The following is a 26,949-nucleotide window of genomic DNA, read 5'->3' on the forward strand; positions in this document are numbered from 1 at the left end:
AATATTCATTTTAGACTTTCTGCGAATGTATTATACTTCTCCGCTATCTTTATAGGAAGCATATCTTCATCGAAGGGCGAGCGGAACTGCTGAGGGCTTTTCATTGCTTGATTCATTTTATCTGCCATAGCTTCTATATCTCTCATTGGCATTAAATTATTACTTGGAAGTAGCTCGCTTGGACCCGATGGGCAATCAGTACTTATAACAGGCGTGCCTATAGCCAATGCTTCAGGTATTACTAAAGGACAGCCTTCCCAGTCAGAAGTCAATACTTTGAACTGAGCATGTTTGATATAAGGAAAAGGGTTCTCACGAAATCCTAAAAATATCACCCTATCTTCAAGTTTAAACTCTGCAACTAATCTTTCCACTTCACTTTTGTGCTTGCCTTGACCTAACAGTAATAAAAGCATAGATTGATCGGTTCGCGCATATGCTTGGATCAATAGATCATGACGTTTTGCATCTTTAAAACTACCCACATGAACAATATAATTTTGATATTCAGGAATAAAGGCATTAGCCTGTCTTTGAATAACGTCTCTATCAATAGGGTTATGAATTGCTGTTGTCGGTGTGATATTACCAAAGGTCTGAATGAAATCTCTTTCCACACCATCACTCACACATACGCAAGGATGTTTAGAATAAATTCTCAATAGCTCTTCTTTTTTCTTGTTAATATCTTCTTCTTTCTTGAGTTTATATAACAGCGATACGGTATTGTGTATAACGTAAACAATATTTTCTAATTTGCTATAACTAAAAATACTGTCCGAACGATCAAGATTGGATAATATCAAATCTGGTTGTCCAATTTTTTTTGTAATGTACTTATCTACTCTACGTGCAAATATCTCGTCTCGACGTTCTTTACCTGGAACAAGTTTATAAGGCTTAAACTTAAGTACATGATAGTTAAGATTTACATCAAGTTCATATTGAACTAATGGTTTAAACCTTAAAATATGCACTTCATAACCCAACTCATAAAAACCTTTCCCTAGAGTGAGTACGACTCGCTCTGCACCACCACCTTGTAGGCAATTGATAGCTAATACCACTATTTTGGTGGATTTCTTCATAACTGACAACCTATAAATAAATCAAATACTTGTATTATTATTTGTTAGTAAAATAATAAACTAACGCTTAAACATCTTTGAAAATAACGACTTTTTAAGCTTTGGACGAGTAACATTATTACCAGTATAACGCTGCTGGGATTTTTTTGGAAAATCTCCAAAAGGGTCTACACGATAGTTTTCTAATTGATAACCGTTAGCCAAAGCCTCACTGTAATAACTATCAAATAACTCAACTAAATCTTGTCTAGGATGTGGTAAAACTTCTCCATCGAACCAATGCTTTGAACCTTCTTCTTCAATCCTTTTCAATGAATACTTATGACTAAACTGCGTGCCCATATCAGAATAGTGTAAAACTTTAATAGCTTCTATCGGTAAACTTTCTCCATCAATACAATTATAGCTGTCATTGAAGGGTTCTAAAAGTCGTGGGTTCTTTTTTATCATCTCCATTATTTTTTTATGACTATCAGCATCCTCCATAATCTTCTCAACTGAAGGGAGAATACTTTTAGCACGACTACAATCCCATACACAGGTACACATGCGAGTTTTTTTAGAAACTTTCTTAGCCGCTACTATAGATTTCCCATCAATTGGATGATTCCATAATTTTAACAAATCATCTAAAATTACAACATCTGTATCCATATAGATAGCATATCCAGAATAATCACAATATTCTGGAATCGCCCAACGAAACCCTGAAAACGGGGTATCCCATTTAGTAGTATTCCATCCTTCGCCAGTCTCAGGATTAGAATACCAATAGCTATTAGGATCACGCGATAACTGCATCCACACTATTTCAACTGGTACACTAGTATGTTTATGAATACTGTAATCTAGTACCATCATCTGCTCTAAATCACAGTTATTAGGATCACACCCCACAAAGACTCTGATAGTTTCATTCTCTTTCATATCTTCACCTGCTAACTGGTAAACATTATAAATGTAGTATGGTTAAATTAATCTCTAAGCTAAAGAATGTCTGGCTGCTATTTATTTTTTCTAATTTCCACTTACTCTCGCCAGTATTTTTCTATCCACCCTACTGGTAAAATAAAATGACGCAAATGGCGCAGTGGTCTTTTTAGATTTTTGGGCTCAGTGATTCTTTTTAAGTGATCCTTAGCATTGTTAGCCGCGTTTTTATTGTACTTACCTTCAATAGCATGCGTAGGATATAGATCACCAGGGAATATTACGATGCGAGCACCTTTGGGGATCTTTGGTTCCTTGACATAGTTAAGTGGGAATGGTTGGCGGCACTTGCGCCTAAAGTGTGCTACCCATGCCTTTGGAAATAGCTTTACGCCACCTGGGGCGTTTCGTGTCACAAAGCGTTGCTCAAAACGATATTCATCAGCGATACCTTGTGGATCCGCTTTAAATTTTTCTTGTAAAGAGATCAGCGAACCAACTTGAAATCTAAAACAGGAAGTCTGTCCCAAACGCTCTAAAGGGTTGCTTGGATTATAAGACAAAACAATATCATCGGGCTTGCCATATTCAAAGAAAGGATCAAGGCTATCTACAATAATGACATCTAAATCTACAAATAGTACGGTACCAGTTAGATCCCCTAGCTTTTCACCCCACAAACGCGACTTTGGCCATTTACCCAAAGTATTGGTTGGCATGGTCACATCTAGAGGAGGTAGTTTCTGGCATTCAATCTCTGGACGTAAGTCTGTGGTGTCATCGGTAAAACAGACAAAACGGAACGGCGGGGTAATATTACGTGATACCATGCCATAAAGTTTATTGGCATAATCAGCTCCGTATTTCGTACCCCATTTAATACAGATAATTTGTTTGATATTTTCATTATCTGCTGTACTAGAGTCTATTGGCATAAACTGCTCACTTTAATTGTATGGATAAATATGACAAATATATTAGCATAAAAAAGCTGAACGTTTATGCTCAGCTTCTTGGATGGATTTAAATATTTTTTTAATAAACTTTTATTTTAATCAATAAAGCTTAACCAATCCATATATTTCTCATTGCGGCCATGAACCACATCAAAATACAGCGTTTGCAGCTTTTCAGTCATTTCACCACGACCACCATTACCAATAGTGCGGTCATCATATTCACGAATAGGCGTGACTTCCGCAGCAGTACCGGTCATAAATATCTCATCCGCCAAATAAAACTCATCACGAGTGATACGACGTTCAGTGACTTTGATACCTAAATCTTCGGCAAATTGGATAATGGTACGACGAGTAATACCGTCCAATGCCCCGCCCGCTAAGTCTGGCGTATGGAGCTCGCCGTTCTTGACTAAGAATAAATTCTCGCCTGAACCCTGACAGACATAGCCTTGTGAATCCATCATGATCGCTTCATCATAGCCATTACGCGTAACTTCACGGTTCGCCATGATAGACACCGGATAGTTGCTCGATGCTTTGGCCTTGCACATAGTGACGTTAGGCAAATGATGAGAATAAGAAGACGTTTTTACTCGGATACCGTTTTGAATACCGTCTTCGCCCAAATAAGCACCCCAATGCCACGCAGCAACCATCGCATTGATACTATTATCATGAGCAGCTAAGCCCAGCTTTTCAGCGCCAATCCATATCAGCGGGCGGATATAAGCTTCTTCTAGGTTGTTCTGCTTGACCACATCTTTATGGGCTTGCTCAAGGGTAGCCGCATCAAAAGGCACCTCCATTTGAAAAATAAAGGCAGAGCCAAGCAAGCGTTCAGTATGATCTTTCAAACGGAAAATAGCGGTACGCTTATCATCGGTTTGATAGGCGCGCACGCCTTCAAACACGGCGATGCCATAATGTAAGCTGTGAGTCAATACATGAATTTTGGCATCTGGCTGTTCAATCATTGTGCCATTCATCCAAAGCTTACCATCTTGTGTTGCCATATTCATTTTATAGTCCTTATGCTAGCGCTGGCGTCTAACTTTTTTGAGTAAATTTTAATTAATGGTATTTAACAACATCATATGATAACACCACAGCATCGATTTTTATTATCAAAATAAAGATTCATTATTGCAAACGACTACGATTTAGTCGGTTGAAGACAATCTAGAGACGAGACAGGCGAGTGAGATTACTACCAAGAGTAGATGGATTGAACAAGTCTGGCACCGTATCCGATTTATAAAGGATTGACTATAGAGTTATTATGATGTGCCAGTGATTATATCACTGGCAATGCTGGGAAATGCAAAGTTTTAGTTTGTGCTTAAATGGCTTTTCTTTATATTAGAATTTTGGATTTGAGTGTATTACCTTATGGAAGCAAACAGTACTGCAGACCATTAATACTATTTTTACTCCGTTGAATCTACACCCATAAGATGCTGCCACTGCGCTTGCACCAATGCCCGCGTCTCTTGCCACAGCGATTCATCAACCAATAATGACTGCTCGGACAATGCCAATTGATGGGTAGCAGCGCGTATACGTAGATAAGCATCGGTCAAATCCTGACATACTTGTGACTCCCAAATACCGAGTGCCGCGACTTCTTCAAAAATACGTACATTGTCGCTCCACTTCGTCAAGCTTGGGTGCTCGTGCGAATAGGCCAATACCGCAAACTGTGCCAAAAACTCAATATCTACAATGCCGCCTACATCTTGTTTTAAATGGAATTTACCAGCCTGTTGCTGCCATTGACTGGTTCCTAGATGTTTTTGCATTTTTATACGCATGCTCGTGACATCGATACGAACTTGCTCAATCGTACGCGGTAGTGCCAACACATCTCGGCGAATATCGCAAAAAAGTGCCGTCACTCGTTTGTCACCACATATTGCCCGAGCTCTCACTAAGGCTTGATGCTCCCATGCCCAAGCTTTTTCGAGCTGGTAGGTCTCAAACGCATGACAAGAAACCACCATCATACCGGCATTACCAGAGGGCCGCAGGCGCATGTCAATCTCATAAACGCGTCCATCACGAGTTTGCGTATTGAGATAATTCATCAGTTTTTGCACCAGACGAGCAGCGAACTTCATGCCACTCACTGATTTTTCACCCGTGGTCATTCCCTGCTCTTTTATCTTATGTAAAAACACCAAATCCAAATCAGAAGAATACGATAATTCAAGACCGCCAAGTTTGCCATAACCGATAATCGCAAAACCGCAATCGGCTTCAGTGACCGGATCACCATCTTGACCGATAGGATAGCCATAGCGTTTGACAATCTCTGCAAAGGCGCGCTCAAGTGCTGCCTCTAATACCACTGCCGCGATATAAGTGAGTGAATCAGACACTTTCATAATTGGCCGTTCAGCCAACACATCACTGGCAGCAACAGCCAGTACCTGATTTTTTTTGAACAGTCGCAATACGCTAAGCAGCTCTTCTTCGTCGTTAGGCTCTACACGCAGTAGCTGCTGGCGCAAGATATCATGCAGCTCTAGCTTGTCTGGCAAGTGACGGTAGCGCTGCTGTAAAAAGGTATCTAGCAGCACTGGGTAATGCGCCAGCTCTTTTGCAATCCAAGGACTGGCTGATAGCATCGGTATCAGCTCAATGGTGGCATTAGGGTTTTCGGCAATCATGACCAAATAGATAGAACGGCGGCAAATCGCTTCTAGCAAGGCAATCAAGCGTGGCAAGGCGGTATTGGCCAGCTGCTGCTGCTCTTGATGGGCGAGTAATGCATGGACAATCACAGGATACGCATCATCCAAGCGCTCTCTGGCTTCATCACTCAAGTTGGCCACCATCTTTGATTGCCAAAACTCTTGCAACTGCGCGCGGTTCTCTTCTGTCAATACTTGATCCAAACTGGCAATTTGTTCTTCAAGATGAGCTGGTTCGAGCTCGGTATCTTCTTTAGCGGGAACCTGACGTTCGGTCACCATGCGCTCAAATGGTATATTTACATTGTTTCGATGACTGTTCAGTGTGTTGAGCAATGCCTGCCAATCTTCAAACCCAAGGGTAATGGCGAGATTGTGCTGCCAATAGTGGTCATGGGGTAAGCGCTGGGTCTGCTGATCATTGATGGCCTGAATGCCATGCTCAAGTCGACGCAAAAAGCGATAGGCCGCTTGCAGCTGCTCATAAGTTGACAGCTCTAAATATTTGAGCTCATATAACACCTGCATGGCTTGTAAACACGACTTAACCTGTAGCTGTGGATGCCGACCGCCATAAATCAATTGGAAAGCTTGTACGATAAACTCAATATCTCGAATCCCGCCCGCACCCAGCTTAATATTATCCAAATCTTCACGCTGCGCCACTTGGTTCTGAATCAAAGACTTCATTTCTCTGAGCGCTGAAAAAGCACTGTAATCGACATAATAGCGAAAGACAAAAGGCCTAATGAGCGCTTGTATTCGGTCATAAAATGGCGACTCTATTTGTCCCACTACACGCGCCTTTAACCATGCAAAACGCTCCCATGCGCGCCCATGCAAGGAAAAATACTTTTGCAAGGCGGATAGATGAATAGCCAGATCGCTGCCATCACCCCACGGCCGCAAGCGCATATCGACACGAAACACAAAACCATCAGCGGTATTGTTATCCAATAGCTTGATAATCCCTTGACCAAGCCGGGTCATAAAACGCTTGTTATCGATGCTGCGAGTGCCTTTTGCTTTGTCACCATCGGTAGCGCCGCGGGCTTGATGAACAAAGATAAGATCGATATCACTCGATAAGTTCAGCTCGTGAGCACCAAGCTTACCCATCGCCATAATCGCCATGTCATCAGTTTGAACGTTGCCTTGCTCATTGATGAAGGTTGGCTTGCCATAGCGGGTCACCAGCTCCTGATAGGTATATTCCTTGGCGAACGAAATACAACCATCGGCAAACTCAGACAGCTCATCGGTCAATTGCTCGAGGGCAATCATACCGAGGGCATCTTGCCAAATCCAGCGCATCATCAGCAGCATGCGTAAGTGTCGTAGGCCACTCATGACCTTGGCTTCATTAGCCAGTTGGTAGTTTTCATCCAAGGTATAATCTTGTATCAGATCATCAATTTGCTGACGTGTTAAGGTATGATCAAGTGGATAACTGCGTAAAAATGTCTGACAGGAGGCGGTTCGGCTCTGCCAAATCTGATAAGCAAACTCACTCGCCGTCTGCAATACTTGGATTTGCGCCGATGTCGGTTGATAGTCATTATTATTGGTTGCAGCTGATGGCATAGTAATAAACGTTCCTTGCAATATAAATTATAGCGAGTGTCATTTTTATTATAATAGCATGAAAATTTTATGCTCAAAGCTATGCTAAAAAAACATATTACCATTTTGGAAAGTTGCGCTAAAAACTCGTGCTACCGATGAAGGTTATCTGATGATGAAGGCTATCTTATAAAGAATAAACATCTCAAGCTATAGGACTGATGCACATGTTCATCAAAACAGTGTCAAAAAGAACTGCCATTATATAGTCAGTTCAATTCAAAAATCATACAGCAAAACTGAGACAAATTTTTCGCAGCCTCTGCCAGCACAGACACAGCAAACAAGAAAACAAGAAAACAAGAAAAATGTGTCTCAGTTCTGCGTTACGACACCATGTACCTATTTTATTGAGAATCTACTATAGTAGGCTTTGCATTTTACGACTTGAACAACAGATTTGATGAGGAAAAAAACAAATCGTAGAATGGTATAATAATGAGCAAATCAAATATCGAGAAAACTTTGTTGAAGGTTTTGAAAGTATACCGGCTGTCTTTTTTTTGCCAATACATGGCGAAATTGTCTAACCTAGAACGACTAGGCGTCAAAAATTTCACTGCGTATTGTCTAAAAAATAGCCACTGCCAGTACCACATTTGAATGTTCAACAGACCCTAATACTGATCCATACCTTCAATAATTGAGTGCTAATCCTTATTATCAACAACTGCTAAATAGCGATACCACATTTATGACTACAGATACCCCGCTACTACTTGTTACCGCCGATCCCAGTCATCCGCTTGCTCAGTTAGCCTTACGTTATGCTCGCGCCTATCTTAAGAGCACAGTCATGAATAATGAGACAGCGGATAGCGATGCTTCTAAAAAGAAGACTACCTTAAGTGTGTTTTTTTATGCAGATGGCGCCCACACCGCCAATCGCTTACGTTGGCAATCAGCCGAACAAATCGACCTCACTCAACAATGGCAAAATCTGGCTAAACAATATCAATTGCCATTACCTGTTTGCGTCAGCACTGCTCTCAGTCGCGGCGTCAGTGATAGCGAAAACGGTACACGCCATCAGCTCGAAGGAGACAATCTAGCAGCAGGATTTAGCTTGGTCGGGCTGAGTGAGCTGGCAATGATGATGCAAAGCAACTGTCGCCTCATACAATTCTAGCAACGCATGATTGACGGTATTCTGTTTGACAACTGCTTGTGACAACCAACCTTTGGAATAAACCATGAAATTACTGATTCAGCTGCGGACACCGACAGAAATAGCAAGTTATGAAGGTTGTGCCCTCGCACTGACGCTGGCAACTTTTGGTCACGACGTCCAGCTTTATTTGGATGCCCCTGTCTTTGGTTTATTAATGCAACCAACATCGCGCTTACATGGCATGATTCAATCGCTTGAGCTGTATGACATGCCAGCGGCGTGGCTACCTGCGGATGTATTTAGTGGATGGCTCACCGGTATGGTGCCAACCGATTTGGCTAGCCAATTAACTCTGATGCCTGAGGTCATTGACTCCCAAGACTTTGAGCAAGTACTCACTTTTTAATATCATCATACTATCGTTAAATGACACTCTCTTTGACCAATCAAAATATAACCAACAATCGGATCCATTATGGCCACCTTATACCAATTACATAGCAGCATGGATAAGCTCGAACGCAGCACAGAAGAGCTATCACGCACTTGGCACGCGGGCGACAGTATCTTATTACTGGGCACGACTGTCGCTTTTATTGATTGGCTCAATGCCTCTTTAGGTGAAAATGATATCGATGGTATTGCGGGTATTTATGCGCTCTCCGATGATGTGGCACAGCTAACGCCGAACATAGTTACGCAGCTCAACCTAGCGGCCAAGCTAACCGGTCTGCTAACGGATGATGAATGGGTCACTCTGACTCAAGACAGCCAGTTTGATAAAGTGGTGACGGTTGCCTTATGACTAATGATGTCCTTACTACCGCTACCACGTCTGCTGAAACGGCAGATAATATTGCGCTCGATCAAGACGGCCATTTATGTGATCACACTATTTGGTCACCTGCGATTGCACAGCAGTTGGCAAATACGCTAGATGTCAATTTGACAGTGGAACATCTAGAGATTCTGCAACAAGTGCGAGCCTTTTTTACTAAGTTTAATCACGCGCCAGCGACAAGACCGCTCATTAAGTGGTTACAAAAGACCTTACCAGAGCACGATATTAGCAATCAAAAACTCCAGCAATTATTCAATACTGGCTTGGTCGCCCGTCATGTCAATCGTCTTGCTGGACTACCGAAGCCGCCTAATTGCTTATAAAGTAGCACTGATTGCTGCTCGCGTTCAGACGTTTAAAGCATGACTTTCAGTAAAAATCAATCAGTATATCAGCCGCTACTTTGGGTCATAAACCGTTAGCGTGTCATACCCAACACTGCGACCTTCATCACCCATAAAACCCTGCTGACGCCATATCTCATACAGACATATTGCCACGCTATTGGACAGATTCAAGCTGCGTGAATCTGCCAGCATAGGCAAGCGCAACCAATGATCAGCGCCGATACTTTCACGAATATCATCCGCCAATCCTGCTGTTTCAGAGCCGAATACTAAAGCAATATTGGGGGGCGATGTCAGCGCATCTTGCTCATTGTCAGCAACTTGCCCACTAAAATTATACTCATAAAATGGCTTGCTCAGCTTGGTGGTCAATGCTGTGATGACATGACAGTCCGATGCTATAAGCGCTTGCCTAGCAGCTGCCCAATCGTCATGTACTTGCAGATGGGCATACTCATGGTAATCCAATCCTGCACGGCGTAGTTTTTTGTCATCAAGCTCAAATCCTAATGGCTTCACCAAATGCAACTGCGCCCCACTATTGGCACATAAACGAATAATATTGCCAGTATTACTGGGCATTTTGGGTGCTACCAGCACGATATGAATAGTCATTATCACTCCATCAATTGTCTGAACATCATTATTTTAGTGCTATCGCCAATCCTATATAAACAGATTTAGCTATCGGGCTCGTTCAACCCACTACTGCTAGTAGCTTTTGCTAATGGATTCGCTCGTTGTCTTTATATAAAAATTACCTTGAATGGAATATATATGCCAAGCGTAATCAAAAGTTACAGTTTACTGGCAAAAATTACATTTTGATACTGGGCACAGATTCTAACTTTCTTTATTATGGCTTTACTGGATTGCGAGATAATATACACACATTGTTGTCGTATCCTGTAATCCTTCAGTGAGGCTTAAGCAAACTGCTTAGCATCGCTGTTGTTATTTATAACCACCTATCTATTTTGAGGAAATTATTATGAAAAAATTAATCATTGCATCTTTGACGGCTATGTTTGTATTGACTGGTTGCAACACTTTTAAAGGTCTAGGTCAAGACGTATCTAGCGCTGGCGATGCTGTAACTGGCGGTGCTCAAGACGTACAAAACAAAATCTAATTATTCATTTATTAGACTTGTTTTTAAAAGGCTTACCATTTGTTTGGTAAGCCTTTTTTTGCTTTGTTACATTATTTCTTTTAAGTAGTCATTTCAGAATATCTAAAATAAGCAGTTTTCTATTATAAGAACGCTCTTAATATTTGGTTGAGGTATCTGCTGCCTAATGCAGTCGGTTTTAGATACTGACGATCATCCACGAGTAACCCCTGCTTGATTAGTTTATTGATTTGCTCAGCGATACTGTCATAGCAAAGCCCTGTTCGAGCCTCAAACAATGCCCATGACACCCCAGCATGTAAACGTAGTGCATTGAGCATAAATTCGCTGACCAGCTCATCACTATCAATCTGCTGCCAACCAATCATTTTTGGGAAATTCTGGCTGGTGTTAGATGGGTCAGTAATATCTTGATAGTCGACATAATCCTTCGGTAAGCGTGACTTACTAAAACGATAAATACCTGATTCTGCTAATAACTCACTGCTTTGACCTTCATACTTTTCTAACGCTTTAAATGTATTTTCGCTTAATAGTGCCACTTGATTACCTGATTGCTTATTATCGCCTGAATCTTTATTATCACCTAATTCGTTATCATCTGACTTGTTATTAGCAACAGTCACCTTACCATGAGCACCTGCGCCAATCGCCAAATAATCACCAAACTGCCAATAATTGACATTGTGGCGGCACGGCTTATCGGAAGCGCCAGACCATGCCGACACTTCATAATTATCGTAGCCCAATTGCAGTAGCAATGCCTGACCGGCTTGCTCAATATCAGCGAGGCTGTCCTCATCGGGCAAAATAGGCTGACTGCGGTAAAACACCGTGTTAGGCTCGATCGTTAGCTGATACCATGAGATATGGGTCGCGCCAGCAGTGTGTGCGGTTTGAATATCATTTAGTGCTTCGGTTAAGCTTTGCTGCGGCAAGCCATGCATCAAGTCGACATTGACGCGTTCAAACCCAGCACTTCGTGCCGCCTTAATCGCTGATAATGCTTGCTTTGGATCGTGTATGCGCCCGAGAGTTTTAAGTTTATCCGCAGCGAAGCTTTGCACCCCAATTGACAAGCGATTGATACCGACATCCAAATACTGAGCAAATGGCGCGTGCTCAAGCGTACCCGGATTGGCCTCCATCGTAACCTCAATGTCATCTGCGAATATAAAACACGCACGCAAGCCAGCAAATAAACGCTGGTATTGCGCAATCGGCAGTAGCGATGGCGTACCACCGCCAATGAATATCGAGCCAATTTCACGCCCTTGAGTCAATGGTTGCTGCATTTGAGCATCCAATAACAAAGCATCGACGTATTCCTCATACATCGATAGCTGACTGTCTGCTGGTAGCTCATGCGAATTAAAATCGCAATACGGGCACTTCTTTACACACCATGGAATGTGAATGTAGAGCGCTAACGGAATATCCATCACGCTTATATCCGTCGTATGAGCATCGCTATTGATAATATCGACGCCGTTACTCTCTTTTAAATGGCTTTCAGATTCAGTTTTGGGCATAGATAGACTTATTAATTATTGAGCCATTATTATATAGTCGGTTCAATATAGTTTAGATACAAGGAAGGCGCGTGAAAGTACTACAAATAGTAGGCTAAGTGAGCCTGACACCGTATCTGACTTATGTAGGATTGACTATAGCTATAAAAAGTATCGCTAGGATAACGGTTAGAAGCCTTAATGAAAAGCATCATGACAACAAAATAACTCACAAAACCACTCACAAAATCCATGTTAATACTGGCATCTGACAGGCAATATAATCGTTACTGATAAAAATTGGTTACTAGGGTCTGTTGAACATTCAAATATCAGGACTGCTGATTGCTAAAATCGTCCCAAACCTTTTATCAAATCAGGCGTAAACCGACGATAATGTCGAGACCTTAGCTAGGTTTACAACAACGTTTGGGGTGATTTTAGTATCAGCCTTTCAGGGCAGGGCTATTTTTTGCCAATACATGGCGAAATTATCTAACCTAGAATGACTAGGCGTCAAAAATTTCACTGCGTATTGTCTAAAAAATAGCCACTGCCAGTGCCACATTTGAATGTTCAACAGACCCTAATAAACCACTGCTAATAATAAAGGAATACAAGATATGGCCTATTGGCTTATGAAATCAAACCCAAAGTTTTTTAGTATTCACGATTTGCAACGCTTAGGCACAGAAGGTTGGGATGGCGTGCGCAACTATCGAGCCCGTAACTTTATGCGCGATGATATGCAAGTCGGTGACAAGGTGTTCTTTTATCACTCTAGCGCCAAGCCTTCTGGCGTTGCTGGTATCATGACCGTCAGTAAAGCCGGCTATCCGGACCCCACCCAGTTTCATCCGGAATATCGTCACTACGACCCTATCGCCACCGAAGATGAGCCACGATGGTATATGGTAGATGTCACCTTTGAGCAAGCGTTTATAGAAGTATTGCCCTTATTAGAACTCAAGTTTTTGCCTGCACTTGAGGATTCATTATTGCTTAGAAAGGGCTGTCAGCAGCTAACCGTCATTCCTCTAGAGCCCAAGCACTGGCACGCTATTATAGAGATGTCGGATCATATGGATTTATTGTGAGATGATTTATTGTCAGATAATGATCATCTTGCGCGGTAACTATTGGGTATACTTTCTCTGACATCAATTAACACTTATCCCTGCGCTCGTCGTTTAAATTTTGCTATATTTATTAGCAGATAACAACATCTCCATACTCAATAGTAATATCTCATCTTTTTATAACTATCATATTTCAATTATCAGGACTCGTTTATGAGCGCACCCAAACTAGTATTGTCTTTATTAACCGTTAGTATGTTTGGCCTAACACTGAGCGCTTGCGGCAGTGATGGCGATAAGGTCAAAGAAGAGTACGACCGCGTAGAAGATCAGGTTAAAAACGAATACGATCGTATAGAAGACAAAGTCAAAGAAAAATATAAAAAAGCCGAAGATAAGCTGACTGATGACGAAAAAAGTATGGCAGAGATTTTAGAATCTGTGTTTTTACCAGAGGAATCATTTGATAATTTCTTAGACAAGCTCACTCCAGAAGGCGGACGAGGCGGCTTATATGTCGGACACTTCATCGAGCTAAACGACGGTGATAGTAATGACATCGATATTGGTGCTGTCTACTTCGATATCAGTGAGCAAGGTGCGGGTAGCGTCGATGGCAGCTTTAGTTATCAGCAGCAAGCTTGCCAAGAAAACAACGCTTTGGGCATCAACTCAGGGCTAAAAGTCGACAACTATATCGCTGGCAAAGTGACTGGTAGCCTCGATACCTTGGAGTTTTTGGACGTTAAATATGTCAGTGACTTAGGCTTAGAGACACCAAACTTGCTCACCACTTTTGCAGGTAGCTTTGAGGAAAAACAAGCGGGCTCACCGTGGAAAGGCAGTTTTGAATACCTAGATGGCTTAGGCGGGCAAAAACTGTCCAGCGGTGAGGACAATTGCAAAGTGACTTATACGTTAAGCGATCGCGCCAATTTTACCACTTATCCGCTCGATTATGACCTTGGTAAAATGAACCTCGATGTAACGGGCAATGGTAGCCAAAAAATCGTCACTTGGCAAAACCCCATCAATACTCAGCACCTATTGGTCAGTCAAATTGATGTTAATAAAGCCGAGTCTGGCGCTAATGGTTACGTGCAAAACTTAGTATTGAGCAATCGTGAGACCCAGTTTACACCTGTGATTCCTAATAGCTCAACCAACTACGCTATTGTGGTGCAAGCATTTGATGCTAATAATAAGTTGATCGGCTATCAAGCAGTGGTACAAGATTTGCCAGAATCCCTGTAGGCCTAAGCCATGTAAAAGTCTGGATATAGGCACAATGTTATATGAATCTAGGCACAGTTATATGAATCTAGGCACAATGTTATAAATGTTATAGATGTCGCTCAGCATTATAAAACCTTCCTAAAACGTTGACATACTTGTCTGGCTTCTTTACCATCCTATCTACTTATGACCTGTCAATCTATCACTTGGATTGACGGGTTATTTTTATTTGAGTGTCTTCACTTTTAGTATCATATTTTTATTCTAATACTTAGGGTCTGTTGAACATTCAAGTGTGGCACTGGCAGTGGCTATTTTTTAAACAATACGCAGTGAAATTTTTGACGCCTAGTCATTCTAGATTAGATAATTTCGCCATGTATTGGCAAAAAATAGCCCTGCCCTGAAAGGCTGATACTAAAATCACCCCAAACGTTGTTGTAAACCTAGCTAAGGTCTCGACATTATCGTCGGTTTACGACTAGTTTGGGACGATTTTAGCAATCAGCAGTCCTAATATTTGAATGTTCAACAGACCCTAGTTTATATAGACTTTCTCGTCTTATTAATCGTCGCTACAACACTCCGGTTACTGTCTCGCTATTGAGTGGTTGATGGCAGTATTTGTCTATCAACACTAACCACCGTGAATCATAAAAAGTTGCTAATTATGGCGTTGCCAATATCCTTTACTGATTTTAAAAGCTACAGTTTACGCTTAGGCGTGCTCGCCTTACCCATCTTGATTACTCAGTTTTGCCAAGCGGCACTGGGTGTCGTCGATGCCATCATGGCAGGTCAAGTTTCTGCCCTTGATTTGGCGGCGGTCGCTGTTGGCTCTGGTATCTGGCTACCATTATTTTTATTAGCGACAGGTATTTTAATCGCCACTACCCCTCTCATTGGTGAAGCAATCGGACAAAATAAACACAGCCAAGTACCGCACATCACCCAGCAGTCTTTATGGACAGCAGGCGTCATCGGTATTCTTGGGTTCATTATTGTCAATCTTGCACCCAATGTTCTTGGCATCATGGGTGTCCCTGAGAATATCCAACCAATAGCGTCGCAATATTTACATGGGGTGTCGTTTGGTTTCCCTGCACTGGCGGTCTATGCCGTGCTACGTAGTTATTGTGAAGCGCTTGGGCGACCAGAGCCCGTGACAATCATTAGTATCATTGGCCTACTCGCTGATATCCCGCTCAACTATATCTTTATCCATGGTCTGTTTGGTATGCCAGAAATGGGCGGTGCAGGCTGCGGGGTCGCAACGGCACTGGTATTATGGATAAACGTCTTATTATTGGCCACTTATACCAGCTTTACTAAGCGCCAGCAATTTGCCAGCACGCGCTTCTTTTATGGTTTTGCGAGACCCAATCGCACGCAGATAAAAAAACTGCTGAAGCTTGGCATTCCAATTGGTATCTCTATATTTTTTGAAGCCAGTCTGTTTAGCTTGGGCGCTCTTGTCATTAGTCCATTGGGTGAGCTGGCCACCGCGTCGCATCAAGTCGCATTAGCGGTAACCTCGCAGCTGTTTATGATACCGATATCCGTTGCCATGGCGCTGACTATTATGATATCGAATCGCTTTGGTGAAAAGAACCTACTCACGCTGCGCCATGTGCAAGCGACTGGTCTTATCTGGACTGTCCTGATTGCCTTCGTGTGTATGCTGGGTATTTGGCTGTTTCACCCACAACTGGCAGCGGCGTTCACAGACAATGTAGAAGTCAGAGCACAAGCCATGCACCTCCTCATCTTTGCGCTTGCTTATCAACTATTTGATGGTTGGCAGGTCAATGTCGCGGGCATACTGCGCGGCATGCAAGACACCACAATACCAATGTGGGTCACGCTATTTTGCTATTGGTTGGTTGCCTTGCCCCTTGGCATCTATTTGGTGCGTTTCACCGATGTGGGCGCGCAAGGGTTTTGGATGGCCTTAATCACTGGTCTTTTCTTATCTTCGATTCTGCTCACCCTGCGTCTACGCTATCAACAAAAGCGCCTCAGGATACTTTGGGCTTAAAGTTGCTATAGTCGGTTCAATATAATTTAGATACAAGGAAGCCGAGCGAAAGTACTACAATTAGTAGACTAAGCAAGGCTGACACCATATCCAACTTATATAGGATTGACTATATCATTTTTATCTAATTTTAGTCTTTAGTAAGTAGCGTCTAGTAACCAGTACTGGCGCTACCTCGTCACATAGACTATGATAAATCATTAGCATTTCTTACTCACAAGAAAAGCTTACGTCAAAATATGTAAAATTTCTCAGTTAACAACTGTACATTGATTGCTCATTGCCGCGAATCTAGGTATCATTAGCAATTACTTAGACAATATTTCGTTACACTATTTCTCGAATTTAGTACAAGGCATTATAAAAATTATGGATATTGAAAAAATACGTACCCTAATCGCCCTCATGGAAGAAAGTGAACTGGTCAATTTAGAAATCAGTTCAGATGATGAGCATATTAGCCTAACGCGGCACTACGATACGCCAGCGCCAACCATGATGGCTGCGCCTGCTGCTGGAGTAGCACCTATCGCAGCTGACGCTAAACCGGCGGTAAAAGCTGGTAGCGTTGAGACGTCGCCAATGGTCGGTGTTTATTATTCAGCCCCTAGCCCGAATGATCCGCCGTTTGTGAAGGTCGGACAAAAAGTGCAAGCGGGCGATACGCTTGGTATTATCGAAGCCATGAAAATCATGAATCCCCTTGAAGCGACTCAAAGTGGTGTCGTTGACGAAATCTTGGTAGATAACTCTGAAGTCGTACAGTTTGGTCAGCCTATCATTCGCTATAAAGCGTAATAAGATTCGCCATACTTTACATCGTTATGATTGACATTGCGCTATTAGTCATCGCACCCCATCATTGCATTTGATGATGCCCATCGATGACTGATATAGCGACTGCATCATTAACTGCCGCTTCGACAAGGATGACCCCATGATAAAAAAACTGCTCATCGCCAATAGAGGTGAAATCGCTCTACGTATTGTTCGTGCCTGTAAAGCGCTAGGAATCGAAACTGTAGGCGTTTATTCAACAGCTGATGCTAACTTAATGCACCTGCGTTTCGTTGATGAAGCCATCTGTATCGGCAAACCCAATGCCAATCAAAGCTATCTTGATATTAATACTATTTTGACAGCAGCAGAAATCTCTGGTGCTGATGCTATCCATCCCGGCTATGGTTTTTTGTCTGAGAACGCTGAATTTGCAGAGCGTGTTGAAGAGGCAGGCTTAACCTTCGTCGGTCCTAATGCGGATCATATTCGCCTGATGGGTAACAAAGTCTCTGCTATTAATGCCATGAAAAAAGCAGGCGTCCCTACCGTACCTGGCTCTGTTGGAGCAGTGACGTTACATAATGCTGAAGAGCAAGCACGTAATATCGGTTTTCCACTGTTGATCAAGGCGGCCTCTGGTGGTGGTGGTCGTGGTATGCGAGTGGTTGAACGCTTTGAAGATATTATCGGTCAAGTACAGGCGGCAAAGCAAGAAGCTGAGCTATGGTTTGGTGATGATACCGTCTATATGGAACGCTACCTACAAAATCCGCGCCACGTCGAAGTACAAGTACTGGGCGATGGTAATGGTAATGCAATCCATCTATATGACCGTGATTGTTCATTACAACGTCGTCACCAAAAAGTATTAGAAGAAGCCCCTGCCCCTGATATTCCTGATGATGTGCGTGAACCTATCTTAAGAGCGTGTGTCAAAGCTTGCGAGCTTGTTAAGTATCGCGGTGCTGGTACGTTTGAGTTTTTGTTTGAAAATAACGAGTTTTTCTTTATTGAGATGAACACTCGGGTACAGGTAGAGCATCCAGTTACCGAGATGATTACGGGTATTGATGTCGTCGTTGAGCAGCTAAAGATTGCGGCAGGTTATGGTTTGTCTTACCGTCAAAGCGAGATCGAAATTCAAGGTCACGCGATTGAGTGCCGTATAAATGCTGAAGATCCAGCGACCTTTATGCCTTGTCCGGGTACCGTCAATCAGTTGTTTGCGCCAAGTGGTGCTGGTGTTCGTTTTGACTCTCATCTCTATCCCGGCTACGAGATACCAACCTATTATGACTCGTTGATAGGCAAACTGATCTGTCATGGGCAAACTCGCCAGCAAGCGATTTCCAAGACGCTACACGCACTTGATGAATTGGTGATTGAAGGTATCAAAACCAATATACCGATGCACCGTGATGTGATTTTAGCGGATGATAAGTTTGTGCAAGAAGCACAAAACATCCACTATCTAGAAAGAGAATTATTGACCGCGCAGAAAGCCAAAGCAGCCTCTTAATTCACAACTTTCGTTTTCTGCAAAAATAAAGCGAACCGCTATTAGCATTGATATCCCCATTAAAGAACCCGCTATCTACTAAGATGGCGGGTTCTTTAATGGGCTCATGTAAAATAAAAACCTTCTTTAGAGCTCAGTATATCAATATGACTTAATCAAAAATTATGGCAATACTCTATTGAAGTTCATAAAGCATTCTTTGCCATCAGGGTCGGCGCACCACTGCATTTGGTTGCCATCATGGTTCAAAAACGCTATCAGCGCCTCATCTGTCTGGTCAACCTTATTACCTGAGCAGTCTACTTCATTATTGTCATACACCGTTCTAATGGCAATGACAGGCAAGCCCTCTTCGCGATGAGTGACCAAATAGCGACCGTACGTCCATTCTTTACCGCTGACCGCCCACATCTCATTGTCAGCACCAAAGTTATATAACTCGCGACATTGATTGGCGCGCGCAGCAGCATCTATCAAGTTGCTAGCGCTGTTCGGCTGAATATTTAGGACACGCTCTTCGCTTTGGGTAAGGATGCCACCATCTGTACCAGCGGTTATTTTTGGCTCGTCGCTTTTGCCATTTTGGGTATTAGCCAAAGCCGCTTGCCGAGCTTCTGCCTCTTTTGTCATGGTAATACTACTGTCTAAATCTATTTCCCATTGTCCAGCAATGGCAGGACTAATATGCGTCGTAATCGTCGGCTTACTAACTACTTCGCCATTCGCTGGCAAGGAGGCCAGAATAGAGGCCAATGTAAATGAAGCAAATGATATCGGTTCCATAATTAACCTTTTTATTTATAATAATAGAGTAATACGAACATTAGCGTAAGTCTTAGACACCAAAAACACAAGTAACATTATGCTATTGGCTTTTACCATTCGTCCAAGATCTTATCTAATGACACCTTACTTATCTTATCATAAGTTAAGTGATTGCTATCTCCGTGAGTTTCAACCACTCAAACAATAACGCCATGGCTCTCATTGACGAATCGCAAAGAATCATGACGTTATGAGTGTGCAGTATTAACGCTACGAGCGCACTATGTACTACTGTTAAGATATTAAGCGGTCGTAGTGCTGATTGCTTGTGCAAAGGCAGATAACGCGCCTTTTAGCATGGCTGATACCGTACTGCTACAGGTACCAATACCAGAATACACGTCCCCATCGACATTCAATTGAATATAAGCGGCAGCATTGGCATCGGTCTTATTGTCGCTATTGGTATCATCATCGATACCGTTACCATCACCATTAATATTGTTGTGCTGCGGATTGATGGCGTGCTCAGCATAATTGATGATGTGTAGCGACTTGCCAGTGTGCTGCGCTAGGCCATTGATAAATGAGGATAATGGGCCATTACCCGTACCATCAATAGTAATGATATCGTCATTCATCTGTACTTGACCGTTAAAATAAACCTGTCCGCCTTTATTGTTCACGCTGTAATCGAGTAGCTCAAAGCTACCTTGACGTAAATAGGTGTCTTCAAAGGTTTGTAAGATTTCATCATTTTGTAGTTCGCGCGCCACTGTCTCAGCCTGCTGCTGCACCACGCGACTAAAGTCGATTTGCATCCAACGTGGCAAGTTAAAGCCATAGTTGCGTTGCAAGATATAAGCAACCCCGCCTTTACCAGACTGGCTGTTAATACGTACTACATCTTGATAGCTGCGGCCAATGTGCGCCGGATCGATGGGTAGATAAGCCACATCCCAAACATTATCCGTTTGGTCTTTGTGCTGCTCGTTATAATCGAGAGATTTTTTGATGGCATCTTGATGCGAGCCACTAAAGGCGGTAAAGACCAGTTCACCAACATAAGGATGACGTGGATGAAGCGGCAAGTTATTGCATTCGCTAACCACTTGGACGATTTCGCTCATATTGCTAAAATCAAGCTCAGGATCGATACCTTGGCTAAACAAGTTCATCGCCATTACCATGATATCCATGTTACCGGTACGCTCACCATTACCAAGCAACGTCCCTTCGATGCGATCTGCACCTGCAAGTACCCCTAGCTCGGCAGCCGCAACGGCACAGCCACGATCATTGTGCGTATGCAGACTGACAATCACATGCTCACGCATCGCAAGATGACGACAGAAATACTCAACTTGATCGGCAAAGACATTGGGCATGGATGCTTCGACAGTCGCTGGCAAGTTAAAAATCACCTCCTGACCATGCTGCGGTTGCCAAACCTCACACACGGCATCGCAAACTTCTACCGCATATTCAGTCTCTGTCTGGCTAAAGCTTTCTGGCGAATATTGAAACACCCACTCTGTCTCAGGGTACTTTGCCGCGTATTCCTGCACTAGCTTGGCACCTGTGATAGCAATCTCTTTAATCTCAGCTTTGTCCTTGCCATAGACTTTTTCACGTTGGACGCGGCTGGTTGAATTATAGACATGAACCACCGCCCGTTTTGCGCCTTTTAACGACTCAAACGTACGCGCAATTAAGTGCTCACGTGCTTGTACCAAAACCTGTAACGTCACATCGTCAGGCACATGATTTTCTTCGATTAGTTTACGGGCAAAGTCAAACTCTACTTGCGCCGCGGATGGGAAACCAATCTCGATTTCTTTAAAACCCACATCAACCAAGGTCTCAAAAAAGCGCATTTTTTGTTCAATGGTCATTGGATCGATCAGAGCCTGATTACCATCACGCAGATCCACACTTGCCCATATTGGTGACTTTTCAATCGTTTTGCTTGGCCATGTGCGATCTGGCAGTGACGGCGCAAACGCAAATGGACGATACTTTTTATAATCAAAAGCGGTGCTTTTTGGTGTCATCTTAGCACTCGGCGTGGCTGCAGTGCGTGTGGCTTGGTCAGACATAATCAATCCTTAGATAATATGGAGATTTATATTTTAGCGGGTAAGGCTACTGATTAGATCCGTATTTTTCATACGAGATAACTAAAACTTATAGCCTAATAATAGCAAAGTTTATGAAATAGAAATCAGCTTTATTACATTATAATTGGAGTCAATTTAGTGAAATAATACGTTTTTATAGATATAATTAGATTATTTCACTAATGAGTAATTATGCCATGCCTAACAGTCGCCCTGAAAGCGCTATGTTGACTGATATTGATGAGACCGATAGGCGCTTATTATGCTTATTGCAGACTGAAGCGCGGATGAGCATTACCGAGCTTGCAGAACGGGTCAATTTATCCGCAACCCCTTGTGCACGCCGTATCAAGCGCTTAGAAGACACTGGCGTCATCACCGGCTATCATACCCAAATCGACGCGCAAAAGCTGGGTTACCCGCTCGCGGTATTCATCGCGGTCAGTATGGATCGTCATACGGCTGAACGCTTCAAAGAATTCGAATGCAAAGTTCAGAGTTTTGATGAAGTCATCAGTTGTAGCATCGTCACTGGACGTACAGAAGACTATTTGATCAAAGTGCGGGTACGCGATATGGCGCATTACGAAGAGTTTTTATTACACAGGCTCAATCGTATCGAAGGCGTCGCTCAAGTGCATACCAGTTTTGAGTTACGAGAAGTATTTAGTCGCAGCGTTATTTAACGGATCATTCGCGATTGGCGGCGAAAAAAGTAAATTAAAATCAGCCCAATGACCAAGCCTATAGCCGCTACTAGCAAGCCCGCGTTAAAGTTATCGTCCTGCCCCGCCAGCGCCACTGTGACTAATGGGCCAATAAACTGCCCTAGCGCATAGGCCAATGTCGCCAGACCCATCAATAAGTTTGAGTAGGCAGGGTTGATGTTTTTCATCAACGTGAGTGTCATCGATACCATACCGACGAAGGTTAAGCCTAGAATAATAGCATTGCCATATAGACCGACACTGCCTTCAACCCATATGGGCAGACACATTCCTAGCACTTGCAACAACGTTAAGCCCATCAAGGTTTTGGTTTCACCAATGCGCTTGGCAAGCGCACCCCAGAGGGGGTTTGACAACATCGCAAAAATACCAACGACTAGCCAAATCAGTAGTCCAGCATAGGTTTGTGTCGTTAAGCGCTGCGCTGCCATAACGGGCAAAAATGTCGCAGACGTAATATAACCAAAGCCTGCTAGCAAATAGCTGGCGGACAATAACACAATCGACTTGGTATGACCGGCTGAGGCTTCATACAACGACCGTTTAAAATTGACATAAGTCTGCAATATTGATGAGCGTTGATAATCACGCGGTAATTCGGTTGGGTGCGAAGGGCTTGGTCTTATAGCAAATAATAGCCATAACAACGGTAAACTGCTGATACCAGCGCTTAGCCAAATGACATCGAAATGATAGCCTAGCGTCAAAAGCCATAAAGTAAGGATAGCGGAGGCACTAATCCCCACCCCAATACCAGCATAATGTAAGGCTGAGAGTACAGAGCGGCGCGCGTGACTAAAGCGTTGGATGACCAATGATGAACTCAAAATCATCGCCACGCCGCTTGCGATACCAGAGAGCAGACGAATGACATACCATGTATTTAGCGACATCTCTGGCACCATGAGCAGCATCGTCGTGACAATGCTGACCATCGTCCAGAGTATCAACATCAGCCATGTCAAGCGCTGAGGCACGAACATAGCGATGAGTGCACCGATGAAATAGCCAATATAATTGATTGACGCCAGCCAGCCAGCGATGCTCGTCGAGAGTGACAGTTGCACCATGATATCGGGCAGGGTCGCAGTGAACAAAAAGCGTCCATAACCCATCACCACTGCCAAGCAGTAAAGACCGATGCACGCGATGGCGGTTTCATTGGTAATAGTTGATAGCGCACGGCTTTTGAAAGCAGTCATCATGACAGAGCCAGCTTGTGGCGGTTAGCACACAATCCATTGTATTAAACAGTGTGAATGATTCAAAAGCAGTGTCTGATCAATAATCAATAACACGATTGAAACTTAAGACACTTGCAGTGTGGTTGAGGTGTTCGACTGACCCTCTGTCTGTCCTAGCATTTGTACCCGCTGATCACTAAACATATCCATATCAGGCGCCAGCGTGCGCATAAAACGGTCAAAATAGAGCATCTGCTTGGTTAATAAGGCAAAATCACGCGGGAAATGAATACCGTGACGCTTACCGACATCTACAATCTCTAGCATCATTTGATTCAATTCATCGGCCTGCTCTTTACTATTGAAAGGCACACCGCTGGTAAAGGCTTTGTCTTCTGCCATAATGGTCTTCATCATACGCTGCAAGTCATTACCCAGTGCCACCACATCGACCTGATTGCCGCCATGGGTCATCTCCATATCAATCATATGGCGTGCCATCGCTTGGTAGTCGTTGTCCTGCATCGCTTGCATCATACCCATACAGGCGCGCCAACTCTCCGCTTTTAATTTCCCAACGATACCAAAATCCAAAAAGCCAATACGACCATCGGTTAGCAGCATCAAATTACCCGCATGCAAATCAGCGTGAAAGCTATTGCATAACATTAGACTGGCAAACCAAGTATTCAAGGTATCTGCCATTACTTGTGCCGGATCAGCACAATATTGACGCATTACCGACTCATCGACCATGGAGACGCCGTATAAGCGGCTCATGGTTAGCACGCGCTTGGTCGTCAGCGCCTCATAGACCGCTGGCGCCACCACGCGGGTATTTCCTGATACTGCTAAGAACTGCTGAAAATCACGGATGTTTTGCGCCTCAGCGATAAAGTCCGTCTCAGCCAGCATACGCAAACGAATTTCATCAATAATGGGTGCAATACTGGCAAACTTCATCGATGGCATGAGTAGCTCAACTAACTTAGTGACGCCATGCAATACACCCAAATCTGTCTGCATGATGGTCTCAACGCCCGGCTTTTGCACCTTTAATACTACCTCATCGCCATTATGCAAACGAGCGGCATGAACTTGAGCGATGGAGGCTGAGGCTAATGGTTCTGGGTCGATATGAGCAAACTTATCATCCAGCGTCATGCCATCAACAGCTAGCTCTTCATTCAATACGTTTTCGATATAGGCGTAGGATAAAGGCGTGGTTTGATCCAAACAGCTCTGAAATGCTTTGACATAGTCACGTGGAAACAATGACGGCGTACTAGCGATAAATTGGCCGATTTTAATATAGGTCGTGCCCAACTGCTCAAAGGTTTCTTTTAGCAGTTGGGCATCTGGCTTCTCGCCTTTAGCCACTCTGAGTGCAGACAGACCAGCGACACTCGCTGTCTGGCGAACACGATTAACGACATTAAACGTATGTTTTAATAAATGCGGACGATGAATTTTCATAAGAAACAACTATGGTAATAAAAGAAATATTTGGGAACAGATGATTGCAAAAGCTCAATATTGAGCCATTGCTAATGACTGGCGCATACGGGACATTGTGAATCTTGACGATAGCCCATCAGCCGTTGCTGCATTTGACTACCATCCCATATCAGCAGCTTGTTTGTCAGTGGATTTTTGGTTAATCCCAGATATTGCAAGGCAGCATTGGCTTGCAAATTTCCCATGATGGCCGTGGTACTGGCTAGTACCCCTGAATTGGCACAAGTACGCTCATCAGCTACGGCATCAACGGCTACTGAACCAAACACACAATGATAGCAGCCGGTATGAAGATGCGGCTCATATAACGCCAACTGCCCTTGCATCGCAATCGCTGAGGCAGATAGTAAGGGAATCTGGTAGCGCACGCTAATGCGATTAATCATATCACGCGTGGCAAAATTATCGGTACAATCGAGCAGTAAGTCAGGCTTAGCTGTCGCCATATCGAGTAGCTCATAAGCGTTGTCTTCACTCAATCGAGCCACCGTACCACGAGCACGAATTAAAGGATTAATGCATGTCAACATCTGCGCCGCTGCTAGCGCCTTGGATTTGCCAATGTCGTCAGGTAAAAACAGCGTCTGACGTTGCAGATTACTGGCTTCAATCTCATCATCATCTATCAGATGAAGGTGCCCAAGTCCTGCACGTACTAGCGTCTCAGAAGCCGGACAACCCAGCCCGCCTGCACCAATCATAACGACGCGCGATGCTTTTAAGCGTAATTGAGCATTGATATCCCAGCCATCGAGTAGTATCTGCCGCGCATAACGCAGCAGCTCTTCATCCAACAACTGCCCTGCATTTAATGAATGCGACATAGCCATTTAAAACCTATTATTAAAAAACTGTTAAAAAAATCCAACTATTAAATTTGCCCTAGCGTTACACGATCGTTACCACCAAAGTCTTGCACAGTATGGACAGCATTAAAGCCATTGTCCAAAAATAACTGACGTACTGCCGCTCCTTGATCAAAGCCATGCTCAATCGCTAGCAACCCACCTACACGTAAATATCTCGGTGCCTGTTGTACGATGTGCTCTATATCGGCAAGACCCTGATTAGGCGCACTTAACGCACTGATAGGTTCCGCTATTAAGCGTGCTAAATGCTCATCTGCCTCATCGATATAAGGAGGATTGGAGACAATCACATCAAATAACCGTTCGCAATCAGTGGATAGCTCGCTATACCAACTGCTTTGTATAAAATCAACATCGGCAACCCTATTCATAGCAGCATTAGAATGTGCCACCTTAAGCGCTTCTGTTGAGACATCGACCGCGACCGTTTGCCAATTATTGTGCTTTAACTCATGCGCCAAACTAATGGCAATACAGCCTGAACCTGTTCCCAGATCTAGCAAGCGCTTCGGTGTATTGTCATAATCGCTACTTTTTGGCTGAGATTTTATCCAATTTAATACTTGCTCAATTAGTATTTCGGTATCAGGTCTAGGAATTAAGGTATGTTCATTAACGTGAAAGTTCAGCGACCAAAATTCCTGCTGACCCGTCAAATACGCTAAAGGTGTGCCCTGCTGCATCTTGGTCACGCCAGCATTGAATTGCTCAAGCTCACTGTCAGTTAGCTGGTAGTCGTCGTCAGTAATTAAAAACGAGCTTGGTTTTTGTATTATATGCAAAAGCCAAGCTCTTACCCAATATTTGGATACATCTTCAATTAAACTATTTTTGATAGCCCTAATACTACTTAGATGAGTCATATGTATTTATTC

At 43.3% G+C, this 26,949-nt stretch carries 24 protein-coding genes; 11 read left to right on the plus strand and 13 right to left on the minus strand.

The annotated features are described in order from the left end of the window. Positions 1-5: 5 nt before the first annotated feature. The 5 genes from ACSUPM_RS07760 to glnE form a co-directional block, all read right to left on the minus strand. Positions 6-1,088: a glycosyltransferase gene (locus ACSUPM_RS07760; RefSeq protein WP_201566726.1), complete on the minus strand. Its 1,083-nt coding sequence runs from the start codon at positions 1,086-1,088 to the stop codon at positions 6-8. A gap of 60 nt (positions 1,089-1,148) precedes the next feature. Continuing rightward, positions 1,149-2,015: a glycosyltransferase gene (locus ACSUPM_RS07765; RefSeq protein WP_101211958.1), complete on the minus strand. Its 867-nt coding sequence runs from the start codon at positions 2,013-2,015 to the stop codon at positions 1,149-1,151. Between the two features lie 101 nt (positions 2,016-2,116). Continuing rightward, positions 2,117-2,953 carry a glycosyl transferase gene (locus ACSUPM_RS07770; RefSeq protein ID WP_201577869.1) on the minus strand — a complete coding sequence of 279 codons (837 nt, stop codon included), beginning with the start codon at positions 2,951-2,953 and terminating at the stop codon, positions 2,117-2,119. A 116-nt stretch (positions 2,954-3,069) separates the two neighbouring features. Further along, positions 3,070-3,999, minus strand: a complete 930-nt coding sequence (locus tag ACSUPM_RS07775) for a branched-chain amino acid transaminase (protein ID WP_201566728.1) — start codon at positions 3,997-3,999, stop codon at positions 3,070-3,072. A gap of 408 nt (positions 4,000-4,407) precedes the next feature. After that, positions 4,408-7,257, minus strand: coding sequence for a bifunctional [glutamate--ammonia ligase]-adenylyl-L-tyrosine phosphorylase/[glutamate--ammonia-ligase] adenylyltransferase (gene glnE / locus ACSUPM_RS07780; RefSeq protein WP_436879826.1), 2,850 nt, complete (start codon positions 7,255-7,257; stop codon positions 4,408-4,410). A 733-nt stretch (positions 7,258-7,990) separates the two neighbouring features. Between glnE and tusD the strand changes: the two genes are divergently transcribed. The 4 genes from tusD (at position 7,991) to ACSUPM_RS07800 (ending at position 9,571) form a co-directional block, all read left to right on the plus strand. Beyond that, positions 7,991-8,425: a sulfurtransferase complex subunit TusD gene (tusD, locus tag ACSUPM_RS07785; protein ID WP_201608585.1), complete on the plus strand. Its 435-nt coding sequence runs from the start codon at positions 7,991-7,993 to the stop codon at positions 8,423-8,425. Between the two features lie 64 nt (positions 8,426-8,489). Beyond that, a complete protein-coding gene (locus tag ACSUPM_RS07790) occupies positions 8,490-8,813 on the plus strand; it encodes a hypothetical protein (protein WP_201578153.1) in 324 nt (107 codons plus the stop codon). A gap of 69 nt (positions 8,814-8,882) precedes the next feature. After that, the gene (locus tag ACSUPM_RS07795) at positions 8,883-9,212 is read left to right on the plus strand and encodes a hypothetical protein (protein ID WP_436879827.1); all 330 of its coding nucleotides are present in this window, start codon (positions 8,883-8,885) and stop codon (positions 9,210-9,212) included. Continuing rightward, positions 9,209-9,571 (plus strand): TusE/DsrC/DsvC family sulfur relay protein, encoded by a 363-nt coding sequence (locus tag ACSUPM_RS07800; RefSeq protein WP_025652775.1) that lies wholly within the window; start codon positions 9,209-9,211, stop codon positions 9,569-9,571. Before ACSUPM_RS07795 ends, ACSUPM_RS07800 begins: the two co-directional genes overlap by 4 nt. Before the next feature lie 75 nt (positions 9,572-9,646). On the opposite strand, the gene ACSUPM_RS07805 is transcribed toward ACSUPM_RS07800, so the two are convergent. After that, the gene (locus tag ACSUPM_RS07805) at positions 9,647-10,210 is read right to left on the minus strand and encodes a tRNA (cytidine(34)-2'-O)-methyltransferase (RefSeq protein ID WP_025652776.1); all 564 of its coding nucleotides are present in this window, start codon (positions 10,208-10,210) and stop codon (positions 9,647-9,649) included. A gap of 376 nt (positions 10,211-10,586) precedes the next feature. On the opposite strand from ACSUPM_RS07805, the gene ACSUPM_RS07810 reads away from it, so the two are divergent. Further along, on the plus strand, positions 10,587-10,727 hold the full coding sequence (locus tag ACSUPM_RS07810; protein WP_037025595.1) for an entericidin A/B family lipoprotein: 141 nt from the start codon (positions 10,587-10,589) through the stop codon (positions 10,725-10,727). 122 nt (positions 10,728-10,849) lie between these two features. On the opposite strand, the gene hemW is transcribed toward ACSUPM_RS07810, so the two are convergent. Continuing rightward, positions 10,850-12,169, minus strand: a complete 1,320-nt coding sequence (gene hemW / locus ACSUPM_RS07815) for a radical SAM family heme chaperone HemW (protein WP_037025603.1) — start codon at positions 12,167-12,169, stop codon at positions 10,850-10,852. 692 nt (positions 12,170-12,861) lie between these two features. Between hemW and ACSUPM_RS07820 the strand changes: the two genes are divergently transcribed. The 5 genes from ACSUPM_RS07820 to accC all read left to right on the plus strand — a co-directional run bounded on the left by ACSUPM_RS07820 (position 12,862) and on the right by accC (position 18,890). After that, positions 12,862-13,335 (plus strand): EVE domain-containing protein, encoded by a 474-nt coding sequence (locus tag ACSUPM_RS07820; protein WP_025652779.1) that lies wholly within the window; start codon positions 12,862-12,864, stop codon positions 13,333-13,335. Positions 13,336-13,530: 195 nt separating this feature from the next. Then, positions 13,531-14,571 carry a hypothetical protein gene (locus ACSUPM_RS07825; protein ID WP_025652780.1) on the plus strand — a complete coding sequence of 347 codons (1,041 nt, stop codon included), beginning with the start codon at positions 13,531-13,533 and terminating at the stop codon, positions 14,569-14,571. A 652-nt stretch (positions 14,572-15,223) separates the two neighbouring features. Beyond that, positions 15,224-16,591, plus strand: a complete 1,368-nt coding sequence (locus tag ACSUPM_RS07830; RefSeq protein WP_350588347.1) for an MATE family efflux transporter — start codon at positions 15,224-15,226, stop codon at positions 16,589-16,591. A 369-nt stretch (positions 16,592-16,960) separates the two neighbouring features. Continuing rightward, a complete protein-coding gene (gene accB / locus ACSUPM_RS07835; protein ID WP_025652782.1) occupies positions 16,961-17,389 on the plus strand; it encodes an acetyl-CoA carboxylase biotin carboxyl carrier protein in 429 nt (142 codons plus the stop codon). A gap of 139 nt (positions 17,390-17,528) precedes the next feature. After that, a complete protein-coding gene (gene accC / locus ACSUPM_RS07840; RefSeq protein ID WP_025652783.1) occupies positions 17,529-18,890 on the plus strand; it encodes an acetyl-CoA carboxylase biotin carboxylase subunit in 1,362 nt (453 codons plus the stop codon). Positions 18,891-19,052: 162 nt separating this feature from the next. Here accC and ACSUPM_RS07845 read toward each other — a convergent pair whose 3' ends face one another. Together ACSUPM_RS07845 and leuA are read right to left on the minus strand one after the other, a co-directional pair. Next, positions 19,053-19,673: a hypothetical protein gene (locus ACSUPM_RS07845; protein ID WP_025652784.1), complete on the minus strand. Its 621-nt coding sequence runs from the start codon at positions 19,671-19,673 to the stop codon at positions 19,053-19,055. A 284-nt stretch (positions 19,674-19,957) separates the two neighbouring features. Continuing rightward, the gene (gene leuA / locus ACSUPM_RS07850) at positions 19,958-21,754 is read right to left on the minus strand and encodes a 2-isopropylmalate synthase (RefSeq protein ID WP_025652785.1); all 1,797 of its coding nucleotides are present in this window, start codon (positions 21,752-21,754) and stop codon (positions 19,958-19,960) included. Positions 21,755-21,972: 218 nt separating this feature from the next. Here leuA and ACSUPM_RS07855 point away from each other — a divergent pair, with 218 nt between their 5' ends. After that, a complete protein-coding gene (locus tag ACSUPM_RS07855) occupies positions 21,973-22,461 on the plus strand; it encodes an Lrp/AsnC family transcriptional regulator (protein ID WP_101211969.1) in 489 nt (162 codons plus the stop codon). On the opposite strand, the gene ACSUPM_RS07860 is transcribed toward ACSUPM_RS07855, so the two are convergent. The 4 genes from ACSUPM_RS07860 to prmC form a co-directional block, all read right to left on the minus strand. Further along, positions 22,458-23,708, minus strand: coding sequence for a YbfB/YjiJ family MFS transporter (locus ACSUPM_RS07860; protein WP_201583604.1), 1,251 nt, complete (start codon positions 23,706-23,708; stop codon positions 22,458-22,460). The two genes, ACSUPM_RS07855 and ACSUPM_RS07860, sit on opposite strands and share 4 nt — an antisense overlap. Before the next feature lie 102 nt (positions 23,709-23,810). Next, positions 23,811-25,163, minus strand: a complete 1,353-nt coding sequence (locus ACSUPM_RS07865; protein ID WP_201577932.1) for an ABC1 kinase family protein — start codon at positions 25,161-25,163, stop codon at positions 23,811-23,813. Between the two features lie 71 nt (positions 25,164-25,234). Next, a complete protein-coding gene (locus ACSUPM_RS07870) occupies positions 25,235-26,029 on the minus strand; it encodes a HesA/MoeB/ThiF family protein (protein WP_201583601.1) in 795 nt (264 codons plus the stop codon). Between the two features lie 47 nt (positions 26,030-26,076). Then, complete coding sequence (gene prmC / locus ACSUPM_RS07875) at positions 26,077-26,937, minus strand: peptide chain release factor N(5)-glutamine methyltransferase (protein WP_201583599.1); 861 nt, start codon at positions 26,935-26,937, stop codon at positions 26,077-26,079. Positions 26,938-26,949: the final 12 nt, after the last annotated feature.

Source organism: Psychrobacter okhotskensis (assembly GCF_965638355.1).
Classification (GTDB): domain Bacteria; phylum Pseudomonadota; class Gammaproteobacteria; order Pseudomonadales; family Moraxellaceae; genus Psychrobacter; species Psychrobacter okhotskensis.